The organism is Exiguobacterium sp. s83 (assembly GCF_018617095.1).
Classification (GTDB): Bacteria; Bacillota; Bacilli; order Exiguobacteriales; family Exiguobacteriaceae; genus Exiguobacterium; species Exiguobacterium profundum.
This window is the reverse complement of sequence record NZ_JACSJP010000001.1, coordinates 397,455-416,231: the sequence shown is the minus strand read 5'-3', so window position 1 is coordinate 416,231 and position 18,777 is coordinate 397,455. Positions and strand designations below refer to the sequence as shown.

Here is an 18,777-nt window from a genome sequence, read left to right as displayed (position 1 = left end):
ACTCCTTTATTGAATGACTTCTTCTACCAGGTCGGCCAATGCATCTGACGCGTCCGGGAAACCGAGTGCACGCGATGCGTTCGCCATCTCATCACGCTGTTCGAGTGCTTGACGAATCGCTTCTACGAGCGTAACACCCGTCAACGCCTCTTCTTTCACAAGGATGGCCGCCCCGTTCTCGACGAGGGCCGAAGCATTTTTCGTTTGATGGTCAGCTGTCACGTACGGACTAGGTACCAAAATGCTCGGTAAACCAAGGGCGGTCAATTCTGAAATCGTCGAAGCGCCAGCTCGTGAGATGACGAGTGACGTACAGGCGAGTAAAGATGGCATATCGTACACGTATGGATGGATGTGTACATTGTCAGAAGATGGCGCCTGTTTCGACACCGCATCGAAATGCACTTTCCCCGTGACGTAAAGGACGTTGATTGGCAATTCTGAGAGCGACGGGATCGCTTCCACGACCGCTCGGTTGATTGCCTCGGCTCCGCGGCTCCCACCATACACCAAGACGATCGGACGGTCATCTAAACGATACTGTTCGCGGACGGACGCCTCATCGACTTCCGTTTGCAAGACTTCGCTACCACGCGGGTTTCCAATCAAGCGAACGTTCGAACCCGGGAAATGGACATCTGAGCCTTTGAACGAGAGGGCAACCCGATCGGCATTCTTCGATAAGAATTTGTTAGTTAATCCTGGGATACTGTTTTGTTCATGCAGAATCGTGGGGATCCCAAGCTGTTGTGCCGTATAGACGACGGGGCCGGATACGAAACCACCCGTCCCAATCACGACGTCCGGCTTAAACGCCGTCATGTCTTTTTTCAATGCCCGAACGGCTTTCAAAAACCAGTAGGCTGTCTTCACGTTCTCGAGTGAAAGGGAACGCTTCAGACCTGCGATTTGAATCGACTTGAACGGGACACCGGCTCGCGGTACGAGATCAGCTTCTAACCCATTCTCCGTCCCGATGTATTGTACCTGTAAATCCGGGTGACGTTTTTTTAGCGTTTCAATCAATGCGAGTGCCGGATAAATATGACCACCGGTACCACCACCAGAAATCATGATTTTCATCGGTTCGCCTCCTCATATGAACGGACGAGTTGAACGAACTGCTCGCCTCGTTCTTCAAACGTTTTAAATTGATCCCAGCTAGCACAAGCGGGTGAGAGTAAGATGACGTCTCCCGTCTCGGATTGCTCAAACGCGAGCGGAACGGCGTCTGCCAACGTCTCGACGGTGAAAGATGGAATCTGTCGGGACTCGCCGAGCTCTTTAAAACGCTCTTTCGTCTCACCATACGCGATGACAGCTTTTACGTTTGAGAGAGCCGGGGCGAGCGAAGATAAGTCCGCACCACGCTCGAGACCACCACAAAGCCAGACGATTGGGGCGTCAAATCCACGTAACGCCGCTTCCGCCGCCACGTTGTTCGTCGCTTTCGAATCATTGTAGACGGCACGTCCGAGCACATCACCGAGACTCTCGGTCCGATGCGCGACGCCACCGAAGTTTCGTAACACACGTTCGATATGCGTACGTGGAATAGCGAATGGTTCCACTAAAAGTAGTGCAGCCAATACATTTTCCACGTTGTGCGCCCCGCCTAATGCCAACTCATTTACCGGCATGATTTTTTCACCACGAACCGTGACCCATCCATCGACGACAGAAGCGTCACCCCGGTCAAAGCTGAACGTAGTCGGTTCAATCTCTCCCGGGACACGTTTCATCACTTCCGGATCTGTCACTTTCACGACGATTTGATCTGCATTCGTCATTCGACGGAACAAGTTTCCTTTTGCATCCGCATACGCATCAAAATCCCCATGATAGTCCAAATGAGCTTCCGATAGATTGAGTAGTGCCGCCGAGCGAGGATGAAACGACTCAATCCCCATCAATTGAAAACTCGACAATTCAATCACAATCAAATCGCCCGCCTTCGCCTGAGACGCCACTTCAATCGCAGGGAATCCGATGTTTCCCGCAAGATGCACCGGACGCTCCCCACCTTTGAGCAATTCATAAACGAGTGTCGTGGTTGTCGTTTTCCCATTTGAGCCAGTGATAGCAACAAATTCCGCCTCCGTTGCTAAATAAGCAAGTTCCACTTCAGTATAGATCGGGATATGACGAGACATCGCTTCCTGAAGCAATGGAATCTGATACGGGATGCCTGGGTTTTTGACAATCACCTCTGTCTCATTCAACAGAGCGAGGGGATGCTCGTTAAACACCGATTGAATCCCGAGCGCCTGAATTTTTTCCTGTTCGTCTTCCGGAGGGATGTTCCCCGTATTGATCGTCACATCTGCTCCCGCATGATGCAGATATGTCGCCGCCGCAATACCGCTCTTCGCAGCACCGAGGACAAGAACTTTTTTACCGTGCCATTGCTTTTCCATCTGTCTCACCCTTTTACATGAGTAGTAATGATAAACCTGCTGTAATTAAACTGATGCCTCCGAACGTGAGTACGATGCGCCATTCTGACCACCCGACCATTTCGAAGTGGTGATGGATCGGACTCATCTTGAAGAGTCGTTTCCCCGTCGTTTTAAACGAGATGACTTGCAAGATGACGCTCAACGTCTCGATGACGAAGATGATGCCGACGAAGACGAGAAGTAATTCGAGCTTCAACATCAAAGCGAGTCCAGCGACGGCTCCGCCTAGTGCGAGCGAACCGGTGTCCCCCATGAAGATTTTAGCCGGATACTTATTGAAGACTAGGAACCCGATCAAGGCACCGACGACCCCAAACGCGAACCAAGCAATCCCAAGTTCATCTTGTGTAAGGGCGTAAATCCCAAAGAATGTGAACGTCGGGATGGCCGAGAACGAGACGAGTCCGTCTAATCCATCCGTCAAGTTGACAGCGTTCGAGAACCCGACGAGCCAGAAGATGACGATGGCGATATAGAACCATCCAGTATCGAACGAAATCGACGTGAACGGGATCGAGATTGATGTATCGAGGTCTCCTCCGAGTGACAAGAACCATGCAAACAATACCGATACCACGATTTGACCGATCAACTTCTGAAGGGACGTCAATCCGAGGTTTCGTTTATTGACGACTTTGATGTAGTCATCCAAGAAACCGATGACACCGAATGCCATCGTAACGAATAGAAGGGTACCGAATCCTGCGACCGCTTCGCCGAAGATGACGGATACGATGAATCCGACGAGGATGGCGAGCAGGATGACAATCCCACCCATCGTCGGTGTACCCGACTTCTTCTGGTGCCAACCTGGACCTTCATCACGAATCTCTTGTCCGAACTTTAATTGACGCAATGCTGGGATGGCTCGCGGCATCACGATCAAGACACTTAATAATGAACTGATTAATACGATTAAACTAATTAACATGTTGCTACCTCACTACTCTATTTATTGAACAAGACGCTCAAGCGCCAGTCCTCGAGATGCCTTTAACAATACCACAGTATCCGGTCGTTGATAATGATGAAGGAGCGCCTTCGCTTCCTCAACCGTCGGGACCATTTTAACGTTCACTCGTGAATCTTGAATCCCATCCGCGATCCATTTTGCCTTGTCTCCAACAAGAATACAATCGGTCACGGGAGATGTCACCGCGCCACCGACTTGTTCGTGTTGCAGTTGTTCATCCATTCCTAACTCGTACATATCTCCAAGGACGAGCACACGCTTCGAGAATCCTTCAAGCGACTTGACTGTCTCAATCGCTGCAATCATCGACGTCGGACTTGCGTTATAGGCATCGTTAATGAGGTGAGCTTCGCCGAACATCTGTTTTTCCATCCGCATCGATGTCAACTTGATTCGGTCTAGGCCACGTTGAATCATCGCATGATCGAGACCGAACGCAAGTCCACACGCGATTGCATAGGCTGCGTTTCGAATCTGATGGGCACCGAGCACCTTTAGTTCATACAAGTCCCCGTTGTATTTAAAGATCGATGCGTCAAATGTCGTTTCGATCACTTCAATTTTCCCGTCTGCCGTTTCATCGTATCCGACACGATAGCCTTGACCGGAAAGAAGTGGCTCATCCGCATCGACGATCAAGCGACCGTCTGCTTTGAGACCGGCCTTGATCTCAAGTTTCGCCTTGGCGATACCTGTCCGTCCGCCGACTTGTTCACCGTGGGACTCCCCGATATTCGTCACAAACGCCACATCAGGCTTGGCGAGTTTTGACAGCGTCTCGATTTGACCGAATCCGTTCATTCCCATCTCTAGGACGGCTACTTCCGTATCCAGTGGCATTCTGAGAACGGTAAGTGGCAAGCCGACGTCCGAGTTGAAATTTCCGGCTGTCTTATGCGTCTTGAACTTCTCCTCGAGCACGACAGCGACCATGTCTTTTGTCGACGTCTTCCCATTCGAGCCCGTAATGGCGACGACGAGCGGATTAATCTCTTCTAAATATCGGGCTGCTGCCGTTTGCAATGCCTCGACCGTCGATTTCACAGGGATGACAACCAGGTTGTCTGGTTGAGGGCGACCCTCTTCCCAGAACGTGACAATCGCACCCTTTTCAACGGCCGCCTCGATGTAGTCATGGCCGTCGACTCGCGCCCCGACGATTGGGACGAAGAGACCCGCCTCGTTTGCATCTCTCGAATCTGTGGCGACCCGTTCGACGAGACGCTCGTCATGTAGATCCATCCCAAACCATGATGCCAATTTTTGAACTGTCAGTTGTTCCATACAAACTTCCTCCTCTTACATAGGAAAAGAGAGCCGCAGCCCTCTTCATCTCGTGCGTTAATTCGACGGTGTCTCCAACTTCACTTTCAAGGAGGCACCTGTTTTGACCGGTTTCCCTTTGCCAATCGATTGCGATGTGACAAATCCGGTACCGTCGATTTCTAAATTTAATTGATAAAGGGTCGCTAAACGTTTGACGTCACGTAACGACCAACCTTTTAATGTAGGCATCGTAAACGACTCGCTCGTTTTTAGCAACAATCGTTCACCGACGACATAAGATTGTCCTTTCACAGGACTCTGCGCAATCACTTCGTCTCCATCACCTAACACGATCGGATTGAAGGAATTCTCCGTCGATGCGTTCACTGCCTCTTCACGGTTTTGACCGATATAAGAAGACGTTGTCTTCGTCGAGGCTTCGACTGCTTTTTCTTGTTTTTCAGGCTCGACACTCCGGTAACGTAATGCGACATCCATCACGTCTTTGAAAAGTGGCGCCATGATTCGTGGCCCGGTCGTAGACGAGTCACTGTTCGGTCTGTCCACCGCGATATACATGACAAGTTCCGGATCGTCTTCCGGAGCCATCCCGACGAATGAGTGAATATACTGTCCACTCAAATATTTTCCGTTCTCGGCGATTTGAGCGGTACCGGTCTTTCCGACGACACGATAGTTGTCTAACGCATACAGTTGCCCGGTTCCCACATCGCTATTGACGACACCGTCGAGCGCTTCACGTGTCTTTTTGGCTGTCTCCGCCGTGATCGGTTGACCGACTTCTTTCGGATTGGTCGTCCGAATCGTTTCGCCGGTCTCGCTGTTGACGATTTTCTTGATGAGGTGCGGTTGCTTCATCGTCCCATCCGTTGCGATGGCCGATGTCGCTTGCAAAATTTGCATCGGTGTCACCGCTGTCGATTGTCCCCATGCCGTAATCAAGACGTTCATCGGACTTTCGAAATCGAATTGACTATTGACCTCTCCAGGCAAATCGATTCCTGTCCGCTGATCAAACTTGAACGCTTTAAAGTAATCTTCATATCGACTGAGACCAAGTCGTTCGTTCGCTAAAATCGAGAATGCGACGTTCGACGAATGCCAGACGCCTTCTACCATAGGAATGGTACCCCATCCCGTAATGTTGTAATCATTGAAGACCGTCTTGCCATATTTGTATGAACCGGATTCATACAGCTCATTCGGATTGTACACGCCTTCGTTGATGGCTGCCGCGAGCGTAAAGATCTTCATCGTCGATCCAGGTTCGAATCGAGACGAAACAGAGAAGTTACTGTACGAAGAAATCTCGCGTGTGTTCGGATCAAACGATGGTCGGTCCGATAGTGCGATGATCTCTCCCGTTTTCGGGTCCATGATGATGGCCGTCGCATGTTTCGGCTCATACTCCTCATACAACTCATTCATCTTCGTTTCGAGCAACTGTTGGATTCTGTGGTCGATTGTCAATTGGACGTCCGCCCCGTCTTCCGGTTCAATCTTCAACTGCTCGTCACTCGATACGAGTTCACGACCTGCCAAATCTTTCTCAAATCGATACAGACCGTACGATTCACTTAAAATATCATTCAGAGACTTTTCAATCCCTAATTCACCGACGAGTTCGATACGACCGTTCTGGTCAATTTTCTGGGCATATCCGATTACCGAGGAAGCAAATACTTTGTTCGGGTAATAGCGCTTCGGTTCCTCGACAAACGTGATGCCGTTAAGATTGAATGCTTCAATCTCTTCTTTTTGTTCTACGGTCAAGTCACGACCGGGAACACCGAACTCGATCTGTCCAAGGTCGGCATTTTGTTCAAGCCGTTTCAATAAATCGGCTTCTGTCATAGGAAGCACGGTCGACAATTGCTTTGCCGCTTCGGCGAACTCATCGGGCATAAGCGTCTTCCCTTTGACCCGCTCACCACCGAGTTTCAAAACGGCAACGAGCCGGTATGATGGAATGTTGATGGCAATCGGTTGACCGAAGCGATCATACACCTCGCCCCGTTCCGCTTCTAACGTACTGACCGCTTTCCACCGTTGCTCTTCCGCGAATGCGAGCATGTTCTCCCCTTTGTACGTATGGGTGACGGATAAATAAAGGAACCATCCAACAAAAAATAAAAAGAGCGGGGTGAAGCAGACAATCGCTACCCACGCCACTCTTTTTTTACTCTGTTTTAAAGAATTCATCAATCAATCACCTTGACATTCTTTTCATTGAATTTCATTCCGAGCTTCTCGGCAATCGCATAAATTCTTTCGGGCGAGCTTAATTGGGCGATTTCATACTTTAGTTCTTCGTTTTCTTTTGCAACCCCGTCGACCTGCTGATTGACGGCTGCTGTATCACGCATAATATTATACGCTTCATTGTGCTTCGACACCGTGATGCCACCGAACATGACCACTGAACCAATCATCACTGGATACAGGATCGATTCAAACAAGGTCAACGTGCGTCGTTTTGGAGCAGGTATTGGTCGTTCTTGCGGAATCGGATTTCGATTCGGTGTTACTTGAGGCTGCAACGCCTTACGGGCAGCTTCTGGCATCAGGTATCCCTCCTACACTCTCGGTTATTTTTGTTTTTCGGCCACTCTCAACTTAGCAGAGCGTGAACGACGGTTATCTTCAAGTTCTCCCTCACTCGCCACGATTGGCTTACGCGTGATGAGTTTGAGTTCAGGTTCAAATTCTTTCGGAATGACCGGCAACCCCGGTGGTAATGGTGGATGCTGGCTTCGCTCTTTGAACACTTGTTTACAAATGCGGTCTTCTAACGAATGGAACGTGATGACACAGATGCGTCCATTCAATGCAAGTAAATCAATCGCATCTTGAACGGCGCGGTCGAATACGTTCAACTCATCATTGACGGCGATTCGAATCGCTTGGAACGTCCGCTTCGCCGGGTGTCCGCCTTTTCGTCTAGCTGGTGCAGGAATCGCTTCTTTAATCAAGTCGACAAGCTCGAATGTCGTCTCAATCGGTTTATCGGCACGGGCTTGCTCAATCTTTCGTGCGATTTGCTTTGAAAACTTTTCCTCCCCGTATGTAAAGAAAATACGAGCAAGTTCTCCGAACGACCATTCGTTCACAACATGATAGGCTGAAAAGTCCCGTGACCGGTCCATTCTCATATCGAGCGGTGCGTCATAGTTGTAACTGAACCCGCGCTCCGCCTCATCTAGCTGTGGCGAAGAAACGCCTAGGTCGAATAGTACACCGTCCACTTTTGTCACACCACGTTGGGCGAGTTCTTCCTTCAAGTGAACGAAATTGCTCTTTATAAACGTCACACGGCCTTCATAAGGAGCCAATCGCTCTTTCGCATGTGCGAGCGCGACGTCATCTTGGTCGAACGCATATAGTTGACCCGTCGTTAGACGCTTTGCGATTTCTTCACTATGACCCGCTCCACCTAACGTACAATCGACATATACCCCATCTGGTTTGATGTTCAATCCCTCAATGGACTCCATTTTTAAAACCGTTTCATGCTCAAACATTCAAAAAACCCTCTCAACCTACATATTTCAACTGTTTTATTACACTTACTTTATCATAAAAATGTCAAGGTCCGTACAGGTTTTTAGTGAAAAGAGGAAACAAAAAGGTAACAACGAAAAAAAGCTCCTGACAAATGTCAAGAGCTCTCCAAAAAATGATTATACATAGAACAAACATCGCTCCGAATCGGATTGTTCATATGCCTGTTTCAATCGTTGAAACACATCTAGTCCGTGACGATTTAATATCGGAACCATCGAGAGGATACGTTCTTGAGGGGCATCCATCGGGAACAGTCGGGTCGATAGATGAATCCGTCGTGCATTCAAGCGATATTGTTCTCGCTTCGATTCGGCACGCATCTCATCTGCCAATCGCTCGAGCACATGTCTCGACTTCGCCTCAAATCGTCTTCCTTGTTTCCCTGCCTCATGACTGACGGCCTCCGTGAGCGTCCGGTACGCATATAGCTCTTCTTCAAACGCTTCGTCGTCAAAGGCATGGTCCGGAAGCGGTTGCTTCATATACTGCTCCAATGTCACGCTTTCTTGACGAAGCTTCTTCTCATCATTTCTTGACACGATCAACCCACCAAGACGTGGCAAGAGAAGCGGCATCATCCAGCCCATCTCGTGGAAGAGCGGTCGAAGCTGGAGCCAGTAGGCAATTTCACCGGGACCTGCCACATACCCAAGAGTCGGGAACAAGAAATCCTGCATGAGCGGACGGGAGACCACGTTATTTGAGAAACGCTCCGGATGCGCCTCTATCTCTGTGAGCAGTTCGCCTTCAGTGAAGCGATGCCCTCGCTTTGTCGTGAACACGCCATCGACTTTTGTGAGCAGCTCTCGCGTCCCATCGTGATAAAACAGATGGGCCGCATCCTTGTTCAATTCGACCGACGGCATCCCTTCTTCATACGCATGACCGAGCGCTTCATGAAGCGCGTCATGATGCTCGATGAGACGTCGGAACATGGGTCGTTCGAGATCCCGTACGTCTCTCGCGTGCGGGTCAAACAATAAAAAGTCAGACCCGACGAATCGCCGCATCATGCCACCGAAAAAATGAGCGAACGAACGACTCGCTTGAATGAGGTCAATCAACTCACGATACAAATGCGAGGTATACGGTGTCTCTGTTTCATTCAATAGCAGACGTTGCGCCATTTGAACAAGTTCGAGCTTTACCCGTTCGAACTCTAAGTCCCCTATCGATGCTTTTCCTGCAAGCGGTAACGATGACAAGGCATCTTTTTTCAACGTCCTCGAAAACGCCTGTGTCGTGAAGACATGGTTGATTTCAGCAAAGTCATGATCTTCCGTCGCCATCCAGAAAACAGGAAGGACCGGTTTCCCTAATTTCGCTTCGGCCTGCTTCGCCCGTTTGATGACCGCTAACAGTTTGTATACGGCAAACAATGGTCCTCCGTATACGCCGACCTGTTGTCCCGTCACCATCACATACGCTTTTCGCTGAGCGAGTAACTCCAGGTTCGCCTCCAACTCTTCCGAAAGTTCCCCGAACTGTTCTTGTTGCCCCTTGATTATCTCGACGAGCTCCGGCAGATGCTCATAGGTGCGCCCTGAGACCTCCTCGGCACGTTTCTCGATTTCATCCATCCCTCGATAATCGAGCCAGCGACCATATCCATGATCGATTTGAATCATCGGTGATGTGGATGCATATAGCGCATCAAATGCTTCTACCTTCACGTGTAACAACTTCCTTTCAATCAATCAACGAATCATGCCTTGGGCTATACCGATCGCGAATAAAATGGCGTGGGTCGGGACAAGTAGCAAGAAGAGTAACCGCCAACCATGGACGAACATCTTCGTGAACAGCACTTCCTCATAACGAATCCGCTGCCAAATCGCGTTGATCGGGAAAATCGCACAGCACGCTGCGAGCAATAACAGCAACATATCTGTCCCGACGATGGCCTCAAGTAAAATACTGCATGCATAAAACCAAAGGATGACTCCGGCATCGCATGCGAGCTTGAATGAGTTGATTGATTTCGGCATAATTTTTCTAAGTATCATATACACCATAAACCATAAGATGAGTGGAAATGAAACGATATACACTAACACGATGCGCTCGCTCCTAGAATCAGTTTATGTAATAGCGGAATGACAGTGAGAGAAATCTGCATTTGTTCGGCTTTTTCAATCACCGGTTTCAAAATTGCATCCACCTCGGTCGGCCGACCTTCTTCAAGGTCGCGCAGCATCGAGGAGCGATTCTCTGCGGTACGTTCGACAATCGTCTCGATGTAGGAATACGAGACGTGCTGCGCAAACAACGGTATCAACTCATCGTAAATCGATTGTGCGATTTCACGATATGGTGAGCCGGCGAGTGCGCCGTTCGGGACCCGGCATAACGCTGTAATGGGATTGATGATGGCATTGGCAAACAATTTTTCAATGACGACTTGCTCAATCTCTTCTTCCCACACAATGTGAAGTGGGCTCTCTTGAAATGATAGAGGGTGTAGTACCGATGTGCTTCCGATCCGAATCCGTCCGAGCCCACGATGCTCAACCTCATGACCACGCTTCGTCACCCCATGCTCGACGACACCTAAATGAAACCCTCGACGTTTCGCATATTCCAGATGGGCAATCCCATTCGAACAAATAAAGACGGGCACCTTACCCGAGAGGCGAGCCGTCGCTTCCTCGACTTGATGGGCTTTTGTCGTGACAAAAAAGAGATCCTCGTCCGTTTCTTGAAGCGTCTGACTGGAACGGAACGACACACGTGCCGTCCCTTCCGTCACGCCGGTCCGTGTGATGACAAGTGGATCAGATGACCCGCTTCTTCCGTAGAGCGTCACGTCGTAATCATCTGCGAGCAAAGATGCCATCAATAATCCGACCGCTCCGTTTCCGATGATACCAATTCGTTTGATGGAGTTCATCATGGTCCTCCTCCTATTCGAACTATTTTCGCACAAAAAGTTTACCACATCTTTTCGCCATGACCCAAAAATGACAAACAAAAAAGGAGCGACCTGAGAACAGGTCACTCCTTCAAGCATTATTTGCTTGTTACTTCTTTACCGTTGTAATGTCCGCAAGATTTGCAAACACGGTGTGAAAGTTTCATTTCGCCACAGTTCGGGCACTCGTTCATACCAGGTACGTTGAGTTTGAAGTGAGTACGACGAAGACGTTTGCGAGTTTTCGACGTTCTACGGAATGGTACTGCCATCGTTGTCCACCTCCTTGATAAGTTAACCTTCCTCGTTCTCTTTTTTCGAGAACAGGTCGGCCAGTCCCGCGAAACGCGGGTCAATTTTTGGTTGGGCTTCGGGCTGTTCGTCAGTAAGCGTCCAGCCTTCTCCTTCAACCTGAGTTTTGTCTGTTTCGTTCCCGTAAACTTGCATCGGGACGTCTAACATGATGAGCTCTTTTACAATCGGTACAAGACTGATCGTGTTTCCTTCTGGCAAATTCACGTCATCGAATTGCTCCGTATAACGCCCATTCTCCAAAAAGAAAGGCTCGAGCGATTCAATATCGAATTCATAAGTGACATCTTCTAACGTTCGCGCATCTGGCAACGTCAGGTCACCTTGAATCTTCAGATTGAATGTAACTTGATTAGATGTGAACGATGCATCCCCGTGCACATGCACCGGGCGAATCGAACGGATATCCGGATGGAGCTGAGTCAGCTCTGGTAGTTCTACCATCTCATCGATTGTAAAACCGTCACCCTGGTTTCGGAGCTTAAGTAGCTGTGCAATAGACCATTTCATCCGAATCACCTCAATTGCAACAATATGAATTATAGATAGGCCAACTTGTTTTGTCAATGTTTTTTCTTTACACTAAAATCAGTTGACGACGGCGCTTTGCCAAAGCGTACTTACTCATCTTACACCAATCCATACGACAATGCAAAGGAGTAAATCATGCAAAAGACGGCCATTATTGCAGAGTACAACCCGTTTCACAACGGGCACTATTATCAAGCGCAAACTGCACGTCACGAAACCGGGGCGGATGTCATGATTGCCATCATGAGTGCCCAGTTCACTCAACGGGGCGAACCCGCCTCGTTCGACAAGTGGAAACGGGCTAAGGCTGCCGTCGAGAGCGGTGCAATCGATCTAGTCATCGAGTTACCGACCCAGTACGGGGTCCAACGCGCCGACCGTTTCGCTAGCGCCTCCGTCTCGATTGCTGAACAGCTCCGTTGCCAGACGCTATCGTTCGGGAGTGAGAGCGGGGATATAGATGCAATCCTACATGCAGCCCGTTCACATGTCGAAGAGGCGCCACGTTATAAAGAGGCGCTTAAAGAAGCGCTACAAGAAGGGCACTCGTCCGCGCAAGCTTCGAGTCGAGCTTTTCGGACCGTCTATCCCTCGTTTGATTTGACGCGACCAAACAACATTTTGGGCTACCATTACGCCAAAGCAGCAAAATCGATTCAGTTACATACAGTCAAACGGCTCGGGGCTGATTATCATGACCCTTCATTAATGGATGTCATGTCGGCGACAGGCATTCGGACTCATTATTTAGGCACCGGTGAAGTTCGTGCCGTCCCGGCATCAACTGAAGCGATGTTTCGGACACGACCGATGACACATTGGGAACACTATTGGCCCGTCTTACAATTCAAACTGAGAACCTTGCCACTCCACACAATGACGGAGCTCGTAGGAATTGATGCTTCTCTCGCACCTCGTCTTAAGCAGGCGGGAGTCGAACCTTCATTCGAACGTGCCCTTGCTGCCGTGTCGACACGCCGCTACACGCGTACCGCCATTCAGCGGGCGTTCGTCGCCGTACTGCTTCACTGGTTAAAAGACGAGGCACCGACACGCTTTGACGAAGTCCCTTACGTGAGACCGCTCGCCTTCAATGATCTCGGACGACTTGCGTTACGAGATGTGAAGGATGACGTGCCGCTCGTCAGTAAGTTCGATGCCCGGCTCGATTTTGAAGCTCGTGTCACCGAAGCATATCGACTCCCGCTTCACGATGATGCGTTGATCGAGCACCGGAAACGCCCTCAGTTCATCTCTTCTAAATAACGAATCGCATCCTCGACCGTCTTGACAGGGACGACTTCAATGTCGCTGTCGAGACGGTCTCGTGATTCCAGCGCCTCTTCGTAGTTCGAACCGGCCGGCACAAAGAAGACTTCCGCTTTCTCCTCATCGGCGGCGACTATCTTTTGCCAAGCACCACCGATAGGTCCAACATTCCCTTCCTCATCGACCGTCCCCGTTCCGGCAATCCGTTTTCCATTTGCCAAGTCACCTGGCGTCAATTGATCAAAGATTTCTAATGTGAACATCAATCCTGCAGACGGACCGCCGACATTCGTCAAAGCGACATCGACTTCAGGATCAGCTGTGATTTCTTGAACGGGAAGTGGCTCATAGATTCCAATTCCGACACGATCTCCACTTTGATCGATCGGCTGAATGAGCGTTTGCACGACACGTTCTTCGCCGTCTCGTTCAATCGTCAACTCCACTTCATCGCCCGCATCAAATTCCGAAACGCGATTCAAAAAGTCGACGCGAGTGGCAAAGGACATCCCATCGATGGCCGTGATGACATCACCAGGTTTCAACACATTGGCCGCAAGAGATCCGGGAATCGGAGCGGATACATAAATCCCCTCGAAATCGACCGTCACGTCTTGATCTGCTAACTGATAGGCATATTGAACTGCCGCTTGTTGAGAGGAATCCATCAATAATTGTTGGCGACGTTCATAGTCTGCCTCACTCTCTCCATCATATAAATAGCGACTGGATAAATTCGCTTCCGTGAACGGGGTCACCCAACTTTCCACTAACCAAAACGGAGTCGCACGGCGTTGGGAGATCGTCACCATCATCAGTTCCCCATCCTCTTTTTCGCCACCTTGGACGGTCAGGAACTCTTCAATCGAGGTCGCCGCTCCGGGTGAAGAGATGTAGTAAGGAAGTGGGACGAACAGGAAGAGAAGAACTGTGACGAGTAAACCGAGACCGATCTTTAACGATTTCATTGTCCCGAACTCACTTGATACTTTTTACGCAAGGCAATTTCAACCTGTTCCGGTACGAGTTCACTGACCGAAGCCCCATATTTCGCCACTTCTTTGACAATCGACGAGCTGAGGAACGAATATTGACTATTCGTCATCATGAACAACGTCTCGACGTTCTCATTCAACTTCTTGTTAATTGATGCGATTTGAAGCTCGTATTCGAAATCTGAGACTGCACGGAGCCCACGGACGATCGTCGCCGCTTCCCGCTCTGCGGCATACTCGACAAGCAATCCCCCGAACGCGTCAGCCGACACGTTTGGCAGATGTGTCGTCACATCTCGGATCAGTCCAAGTCGTTCCTCCACATCAAATAATGGGGCTTTGCTTGAATTTTCAAGGACGGCGACAATGACCTCGTCAAAAATGGCCGCCGCTCGTTCAATAATATCTAGATGTCCGTTCGTGATGGGGTCAAAGCTACCCGGACAAATCGCAATCCGTTTCATCGTGTCACTCCTCCGATGCGTACTCATAGAAACTGATGGTGATGACATCTGAGTATCGCTGTTCTTTAATTCGTTCAAATCGTCCCACCCGCTCCGGTAACGTCACGTCGCTACCGTGTTCACAGACGACTACGCCGATATCAATCAAGAGATTCGACTCATCGATCAGCTGTAAGAAGGTCACATGTTCTTCCGCATGATAAGGAGGATCCATAAAGATGAGCTTGAATTGTTCCTGTTGAACCTTGAGCTGTTCGAGTACCGCCTTGGCGTCTTGACGATATACTCTCCCTTTTACTTCATAATGGGTCGCTCGCAAGTTCTCTTGAATCGTTTGGACGGCTTTCGGTTGACGATCGACAAAAATGGCTTCGTCACAACCTCGTGATAACGCCTCGATTCCGAGCCCACCACTGCCCGCGTAAAGGTCTAGTGCTTTCCCGCCTGAAAAATAAGGTCCGATGATGTTGAATAACGATTCCTTCACTTTATCGGTCGTCGGCCGTGTCGCCGTTCCCGGTACCGCCTTTAAACGGGTCCCTTTTCGTTCTCCAGATATGACACGCATGTCTTTCCCTCCAGCAGAAAAGATGAAGGTGATGCCACCTTCATCTTTTTGATTATTTCGATTTTGTCTCGTACGTTTCGGAAATGAATGGACGTTCGCTTCGAACGACCGCTTCCACGAACGGCAATGCTTTCACTTGTTCGAGTACGGCTTCATGACCTTCGAGGTCAGTATAAAGAAACGCATACTTCTCTCGTTTTGAGACAAAGTAAAGATTCGCATAACGTCTTAACGCTTTCACTTGTTTCAAGGAATTCACATATACGACGAAGCCAATCCGTTCATTCAACTTAGACGGCGCATCCACAACTTCCGCCTCCTCCGCAGCTACCTCCACCTGAACATCCACCTTCATCAAAGAATGGATTGCCGGTCGGGACCTTGATTTTTGGAGAGACCGAATGAGCCAATAGTTCACTCACTTCCCCTAACAACTTATCCAAGCTTCGTTCCGCTTTTTTGAACGCAGCGATTTCTGGCTGAACGTCGAGACGACGTTTGATGAGATGCATCTCTTTTTTGATGCGATCGTGGTCCGGATGATGCTTTCCGAATCGCTGGACATACTCATAGTCCTCTTTCATCTTCAAGAACTCACGCTCGATCTCTTTTGCTTCTTGTGATGCGAGACGTGCCGCTTTCGTTTGAATATATGTTTGAAACGATTCGCTTGCTTCAATCAAATCGGTCAATTCTTCTGTTTGATCGAGCAGGGCAATCGTCTGTTCAGTGATTATCATACCCCTCACCCTTTCTGCCATGATTTTACCACAATTGTTTCCCTATGTAAGCAATCCACATTATAATTGAAGTTGACCGCAAGGCGTTCCATGTAGAAAGGAAGTGAACAGACGCAACCTATGCGTCTACGTATGAAAAAAGTTTCTTTTAATATGATCCGATCGGCCGGGATCAAGACGGATTATGCGAAACCCGAATATTATTTCGATCAGCTCGACAAGGTTCGCGCTGCCGACCTCGTCCTGTTCCCTGAGTATTGGATGGTCAATTCCATCATCTACGGGATGAATAAAGCAATCTTCCCATCACCTGCGACTTATCACCTCGGGCACGACAAGATCGAGATGACGCGCGCCTTTAAAGCGACATATCCGCACCGGATTCCGAAGACATTGATTTATGGAAAGAACCCATACACGATTGAACGCGTGTTAGAAGAGTTCCACTACCCGTTCGTCGCCAAAAAAGCCAAATCCTCAATGGGTCAAGGGGTATGGTTAATCAAAAATGACCAAGACTGGTTAGAATACGTCGAGAATCATGATACGTTCTATGTCCAAGAGTTCATCCCGAACGATCGCGACTTACGCATCATCGTGATTGGAGAAGAGGTAGTCGGTGCCTATTGGCGTGTCAGCGAGGCTTTTTTAAACAATGTCGCTCAAGGTGCTAACTTCTCGTACGAAGATATCCCGGGAGACGTCGTCCAAGAAGTTCAATCGATCGCGAACACGTTATCCATCAATCACGCAGCGTTTGACGTCATCGTGACGGAAGAAGGATTTTACATTTTGGAATTCAACGTCTTTTTCGGATCAGAAGGACTGCTACCTCTTGGCGTGAAACTCCCTCAAAAAATCGAGGAATACTTAAATTCACTCGGCTGATTAATCGTTCATCTTTTTTTCACAATTTGAACACACGTTATTCCAAGAACGTTTTTGAATATGGTATGATGACATATGAGGTTTATTCGAAAAGGGGGATTATGATGAAATTTGAGCAGTTCCACATCGAGGGAAAAGAAATCCGTTTTGGTTTGCTCGAGACGATCATGGATCATCATCATTTCATCCGTGAAGGTGCTTGGGATTATGAGCGTGCCACGTATGACATGAAATATGAGAAACAATCGACTGGCGAAACATTCTATCTTCGCTTACCTGTATACGCGATCGAAGGTCAAATCGAAGATCGTCACGCTGTTGTCAAAATGCTTACACCGATTTTAGGAAAGCATTATTATCCACACGGTGTTGAATACGATGAAGTCTTCCCAGAAGAAATCGTCCGCGACTGTGAGCGCCGTCTAAAAGCACTCGCAGAAACATTAGAAGTCAAACCCCTTGCATAAGCGAAGGGGTTTGTTTTTTTGACTAGATCGGAGGCTCCCGACCTTGAATCACTCGATTTATTTTGAAAGAAAGGGCAACATCTTATGCTCTGGGGCGTCACGCATCCAATTAGAAGTGCTTCCTCTGCCTGATTCAATCAATGAATTAGAACAAATGATTTGTTCTGAATCTATCCAGACTCTTTATCTCTCAACTTATCAAATACATGATCGAAATATATTAGAACCTCAATCAATCAGCGATATTCGATCTCAATGGAACGAGTCATACAAATCTCATATCGTCCTTTCAAATGAAGCAGACCTAGATGACTTTCAAGATGGGCATTGCTTCTTTGCAGAACTTTTTCATGACCCACAAAAAAATATGATATTAATCCTTTATCAAGCTCACTAAAAAGTACGAATGAAAACAAAGCCCACAGAAGCAAATTCGCTTCTGTGGGCTTATATTAATTGGTTGCAATGACGGTCAATGTCACATCGACTTGACCGAGCAATAAATCGAATTGGTCTCGAACATAGCGATACAATTGCTCTGCCTCGACGAGTGATAATGGTGCAATGATTTGATAATCATAGTGGTCTTTCGAGCGAGAGACGACTTTCACTTCTTTCAAGCCGAATTCAATCGCGCTACACGCGATCAAATCTTCAATCGCCCGTTCCGCAATCGTCACGTCTCCGTATGAATAGTCATTCCCAATCACAGCCATCGTATCGTTCATGGTGATCACTCCTTTTCATTCGCGAGCACTTTAACGTCCTCCATGATAGATTCGATATCGACCGGTTCATCCCCTGCCGTCGCCATCTGCGCGACAGCACGGACATCATGATGGCGGTCGATGACGTACATCGTCGTCGCATGCGTCACGAGTCCGCTGTTCGCCTTCGAATAATAGAACTGTAGCTGACGTGTGATTCGGTCAATGTCTACCTGGTCTCCCGTCAACATCTTCCATCCAGTCGGCTCTGCTTGGAATGCTTCTCCGTAATTTTTCAGAACGGGCACGGTATCCACCTCCGGGTCAACCGTGATCGCGACGAGTTCTACGTCCGAGCCGTATAAGTTCTCTTTTTTCAATTCTTTTTCGAGTTTCATAAAATCACGCAACGTGAGCGGACAAATATCTGGACAGTTCGTATAGAAGAACGTCACAATCTTCACTTTTCCGTTGTCGGAATTATAGGTCTCTTCATTTAATGCGTTCGTTAATGTGAACGGGGTTGGCTCTTGAATGACGGGTAGGTCGTCTTGATTGAAGAAAACAAAATACACGGCTACTCCGATGACGACAAGCGTCAAGACGGTCAAACCGACCGTCAAATAGCTATTCCGTTTCATA

The 18,777-nt window shown here is 48.6% G+C and carries 23 protein-coding genes; 4 read left to right on the top strand and 19 right to left on the bottom strand.

Features of this window, described 5'->3' with window-relative positions; translation table 11 throughout:
• Window positions 1-6: 6 nt before the first annotated feature.
• The 12 genes from murG to KNO73_RS02070 form a co-directional block, all read right to left on the bottom strand.
• Entirely contained in the window at window positions 7-1,083 is a 1,077-nt protein-coding gene (gene murG / locus KNO73_RS02125; RefSeq protein WP_215111993.1) for an undecaprenyldiphospho-muramoylpentapeptide beta-N-acetylglucosaminyltransferase, read from the bottom strand.
• Window positions 1,080-2,417: a UDP-N-acetylmuramoyl-L-alanine--D-glutamate ligase gene (gene murD, locus KNO73_RS02120; protein WP_078146649.1), complete on the bottom strand. Its 1,338-nt coding sequence runs from the start codon at window positions 2,415-2,417 to the stop codon at window positions 1,080-1,082. The genes murG and murD overlap by 4 nt, the downstream gene beginning before the upstream one ends.
• Window positions 2,418-2,430: 13 nt before the next feature.
• Entirely contained in the window at window positions 2,431-3,390 is a 960-nt protein-coding gene (gene mraY / locus KNO73_RS02115) for a phospho-N-acetylmuramoyl-pentapeptide-transferase (protein ID WP_215111992.1), read from the bottom strand.
• A 21-nt stretch (window positions 3,391-3,411) separates the two neighbouring features.
• Complete coding sequence (locus KNO73_RS02110) at window positions 3,412-4,716, bottom strand: UDP-N-acetylmuramoyl-tripeptide--D-alanyl-D-alanine ligase (protein ID WP_214684535.1); 1,305 nt, start codon at window positions 4,714-4,716, stop codon at window positions 3,412-3,414.
• 57 nt (window positions 4,717-4,773) lie between these two features.
• A complete protein-coding gene (locus KNO73_RS02105; protein ID WP_353048427.1) occupies window positions 4,774-6,891 on the bottom strand; it encodes a penicillin-binding protein in 2,118 nt (705 codons plus the stop codon).
• Window positions 6,892-6,920: 29 nt separating this feature from the next.
• Window positions 6,921-7,283, bottom strand: a complete 363-nt coding sequence (gene ftsL, locus KNO73_RS02100) for a cell division protein FtsL (protein WP_015881305.1) — start codon at window positions 7,281-7,283, stop codon at window positions 6,921-6,923.
• 24 nt (window positions 7,284-7,307) lie between these two features.
• Complete coding sequence (gene rsmH / locus KNO73_RS02095) at window positions 7,308-8,240, bottom strand: 16S rRNA (cytosine(1402)-N(4))-methyltransferase RsmH (protein WP_078146645.1); 933 nt, start codon at window positions 8,238-8,240, stop codon at window positions 7,308-7,310.
• Window positions 8,241-8,399: 159 nt separating this feature from the next.
• Window positions 8,400-9,956: a bacillithiol biosynthesis cysteine-adding enzyme BshC gene (gene bshC / locus KNO73_RS02090; RefSeq protein ID WP_215111990.1), complete on the bottom strand. Its 1,557-nt coding sequence runs from the start codon at window positions 9,954-9,956 to the stop codon at window positions 8,400-8,402.
• A gap of 24 nt (window positions 9,957-9,980) precedes the next feature.
• Window positions 9,981-10,340, bottom strand: a complete 360-nt coding sequence (locus tag KNO73_RS02085; RefSeq protein WP_047795445.1) for a DUF3397 domain-containing protein — start codon at window positions 10,338-10,340, stop codon at window positions 9,981-9,983.
• Window positions 10,334-11,173: a ketopantoate reductase family protein gene (locus KNO73_RS02080; protein WP_251024822.1), complete on the bottom strand. Its 840-nt coding sequence runs from the start codon at window positions 11,171-11,173 to the stop codon at window positions 10,334-10,336. The genes KNO73_RS02085 and KNO73_RS02080 overlap by 7 nt, the downstream gene beginning before the upstream one ends.
• 119 nt (window positions 11,174-11,292) lie before the next feature.
• The gene (rpmF, locus tag KNO73_RS02075; RefSeq protein WP_015881300.1) at window positions 11,293-11,466 is read right to left on the bottom strand and encodes a 50S ribosomal protein L32; all 174 of its coding nucleotides are present in this window, start codon (window positions 11,464-11,466) and stop codon (window positions 11,293-11,295) included.
• A 22-nt stretch (window positions 11,467-11,488) separates the two neighbouring features.
• Complete coding sequence (locus KNO73_RS02070; RefSeq protein WP_015881299.1) at window positions 11,489-12,016, bottom strand: YceD family protein; 528 nt, start codon at window positions 12,014-12,016, stop codon at window positions 11,489-11,491.
• Window positions 12,017-12,172: 156 nt separating this feature from the next.
• Here KNO73_RS02070 and KNO73_RS02065 point away from each other — a divergent pair, with 156 nt between their 5' ends.
• The gene (locus tag KNO73_RS02065; protein WP_215111988.1) at window positions 12,173-13,303 is read left to right on the top strand and encodes a tRNA(Met) cytidine acetate ligase; all 1,131 of its coding nucleotides are present in this window, start codon (window positions 12,173-12,175) and stop codon (window positions 13,301-13,303) included.
• Here KNO73_RS02065 and KNO73_RS02060 read toward each other — a convergent pair.
• The 5 genes from KNO73_RS02060 to KNO73_RS02040 are packed head-to-tail and all read right to left on the bottom strand — an operon-like array spanning window position 13,282 to window position 16,073.
• Complete coding sequence (locus tag KNO73_RS02060; RefSeq protein WP_215111987.1) at window positions 13,282-14,274, bottom strand: SepM family pheromone-processing serine protease; 993 nt, start codon at window positions 14,272-14,274, stop codon at window positions 13,282-13,284. The two genes, KNO73_RS02065 and KNO73_RS02060, sit on opposite strands and share 22 nt — an antisense overlap.
• A complete protein-coding gene (coaD, locus tag KNO73_RS02055; protein WP_015881296.1) occupies window positions 14,271-14,765 on the bottom strand; it encodes a pantetheine-phosphate adenylyltransferase in 495 nt (164 codons plus the stop codon). Before coaD ends, KNO73_RS02060 begins: the two co-directional genes overlap by 4 nt.
• A gap of 4 nt (window positions 14,766-14,769) precedes the next feature.
• Complete coding sequence (gene rsmD / locus KNO73_RS02050) at window positions 14,770-15,333, bottom strand: 16S rRNA (guanine(966)-N(2))-methyltransferase RsmD (RefSeq protein ID WP_214730942.1); 564 nt, start codon at window positions 15,331-15,333, stop codon at window positions 14,770-14,772.
• A 52-nt stretch (window positions 15,334-15,385) separates the two neighbouring features.
• The gene (locus tag KNO73_RS02045) at window positions 15,386-15,670 is read right to left on the bottom strand and encodes a YlbG family protein (RefSeq protein ID WP_312049149.1); all 285 of its coding nucleotides are present in this window, start codon (window positions 15,668-15,670) and stop codon (window positions 15,386-15,388) included.
• Entirely contained in the window at window positions 15,624-16,073 is a 450-nt protein-coding gene (locus KNO73_RS02040; RefSeq protein ID WP_015881293.1) for a YlbF/YmcA family competence regulator, read from the bottom strand. Before KNO73_RS02040 ends, KNO73_RS02045 begins: the two co-directional genes overlap by 47 nt.
• 153 nt (window positions 16,074-16,226) lie before the next feature.
• Here KNO73_RS02040 and KNO73_RS02035 point away from each other — a divergent pair, with 153 nt between their 5' ends.
• The 3 genes from KNO73_RS02035 (at window position 16,227) to KNO73_RS02025 (ending at window position 17,825) form a co-directional block, all read left to right on the top strand.
• Window positions 16,227-16,961: an ATP-grasp domain-containing protein gene (locus KNO73_RS02035; RefSeq protein ID WP_251024821.1), complete on the top strand. Its 735-nt coding sequence runs from the start codon at window positions 16,227-16,229 to the stop codon at window positions 16,959-16,961.
• A 104-nt stretch (window positions 16,962-17,065) separates the two neighbouring features.
• A complete protein-coding gene (locus tag KNO73_RS02030) occupies window positions 17,066-17,428 on the top strand; it encodes a YugN family protein (RefSeq protein ID WP_015881291.1) in 363 nt (120 codons plus the stop codon).
• 43 nt (window positions 17,429-17,471) lie between these two features.
• On the top strand, window positions 17,472-17,825 hold the full coding sequence (locus KNO73_RS02025; protein ID WP_215111986.1) for a hypothetical protein: 354 nt from the start codon (window positions 17,472-17,474) through the stop codon (window positions 17,823-17,825).
• Between the two features lie 55 nt (window positions 17,826-17,880).
• Here KNO73_RS02025 and KNO73_RS02020 read toward each other — a convergent pair whose 3' ends face one another.
• Window positions 17,881-18,156 carry a hypothetical protein gene (locus tag KNO73_RS02020; protein ID WP_214733661.1) on the bottom strand — a complete coding sequence of 92 codons (276 nt, stop codon included), beginning with the start codon at window positions 18,154-18,156 and terminating at the stop codon, window positions 17,881-17,883.
• A 5-nt stretch (window positions 18,157-18,161) separates the two neighbouring features.
• On the bottom strand, window positions 18,162-18,776 hold the full coding sequence (locus KNO73_RS02015) for an SCO family protein (protein ID WP_214691094.1): 615 nt from the start codon (window positions 18,774-18,776) through the stop codon (window positions 18,162-18,164).
• Window position 18,777 lies beyond the last annotated feature (1 nt).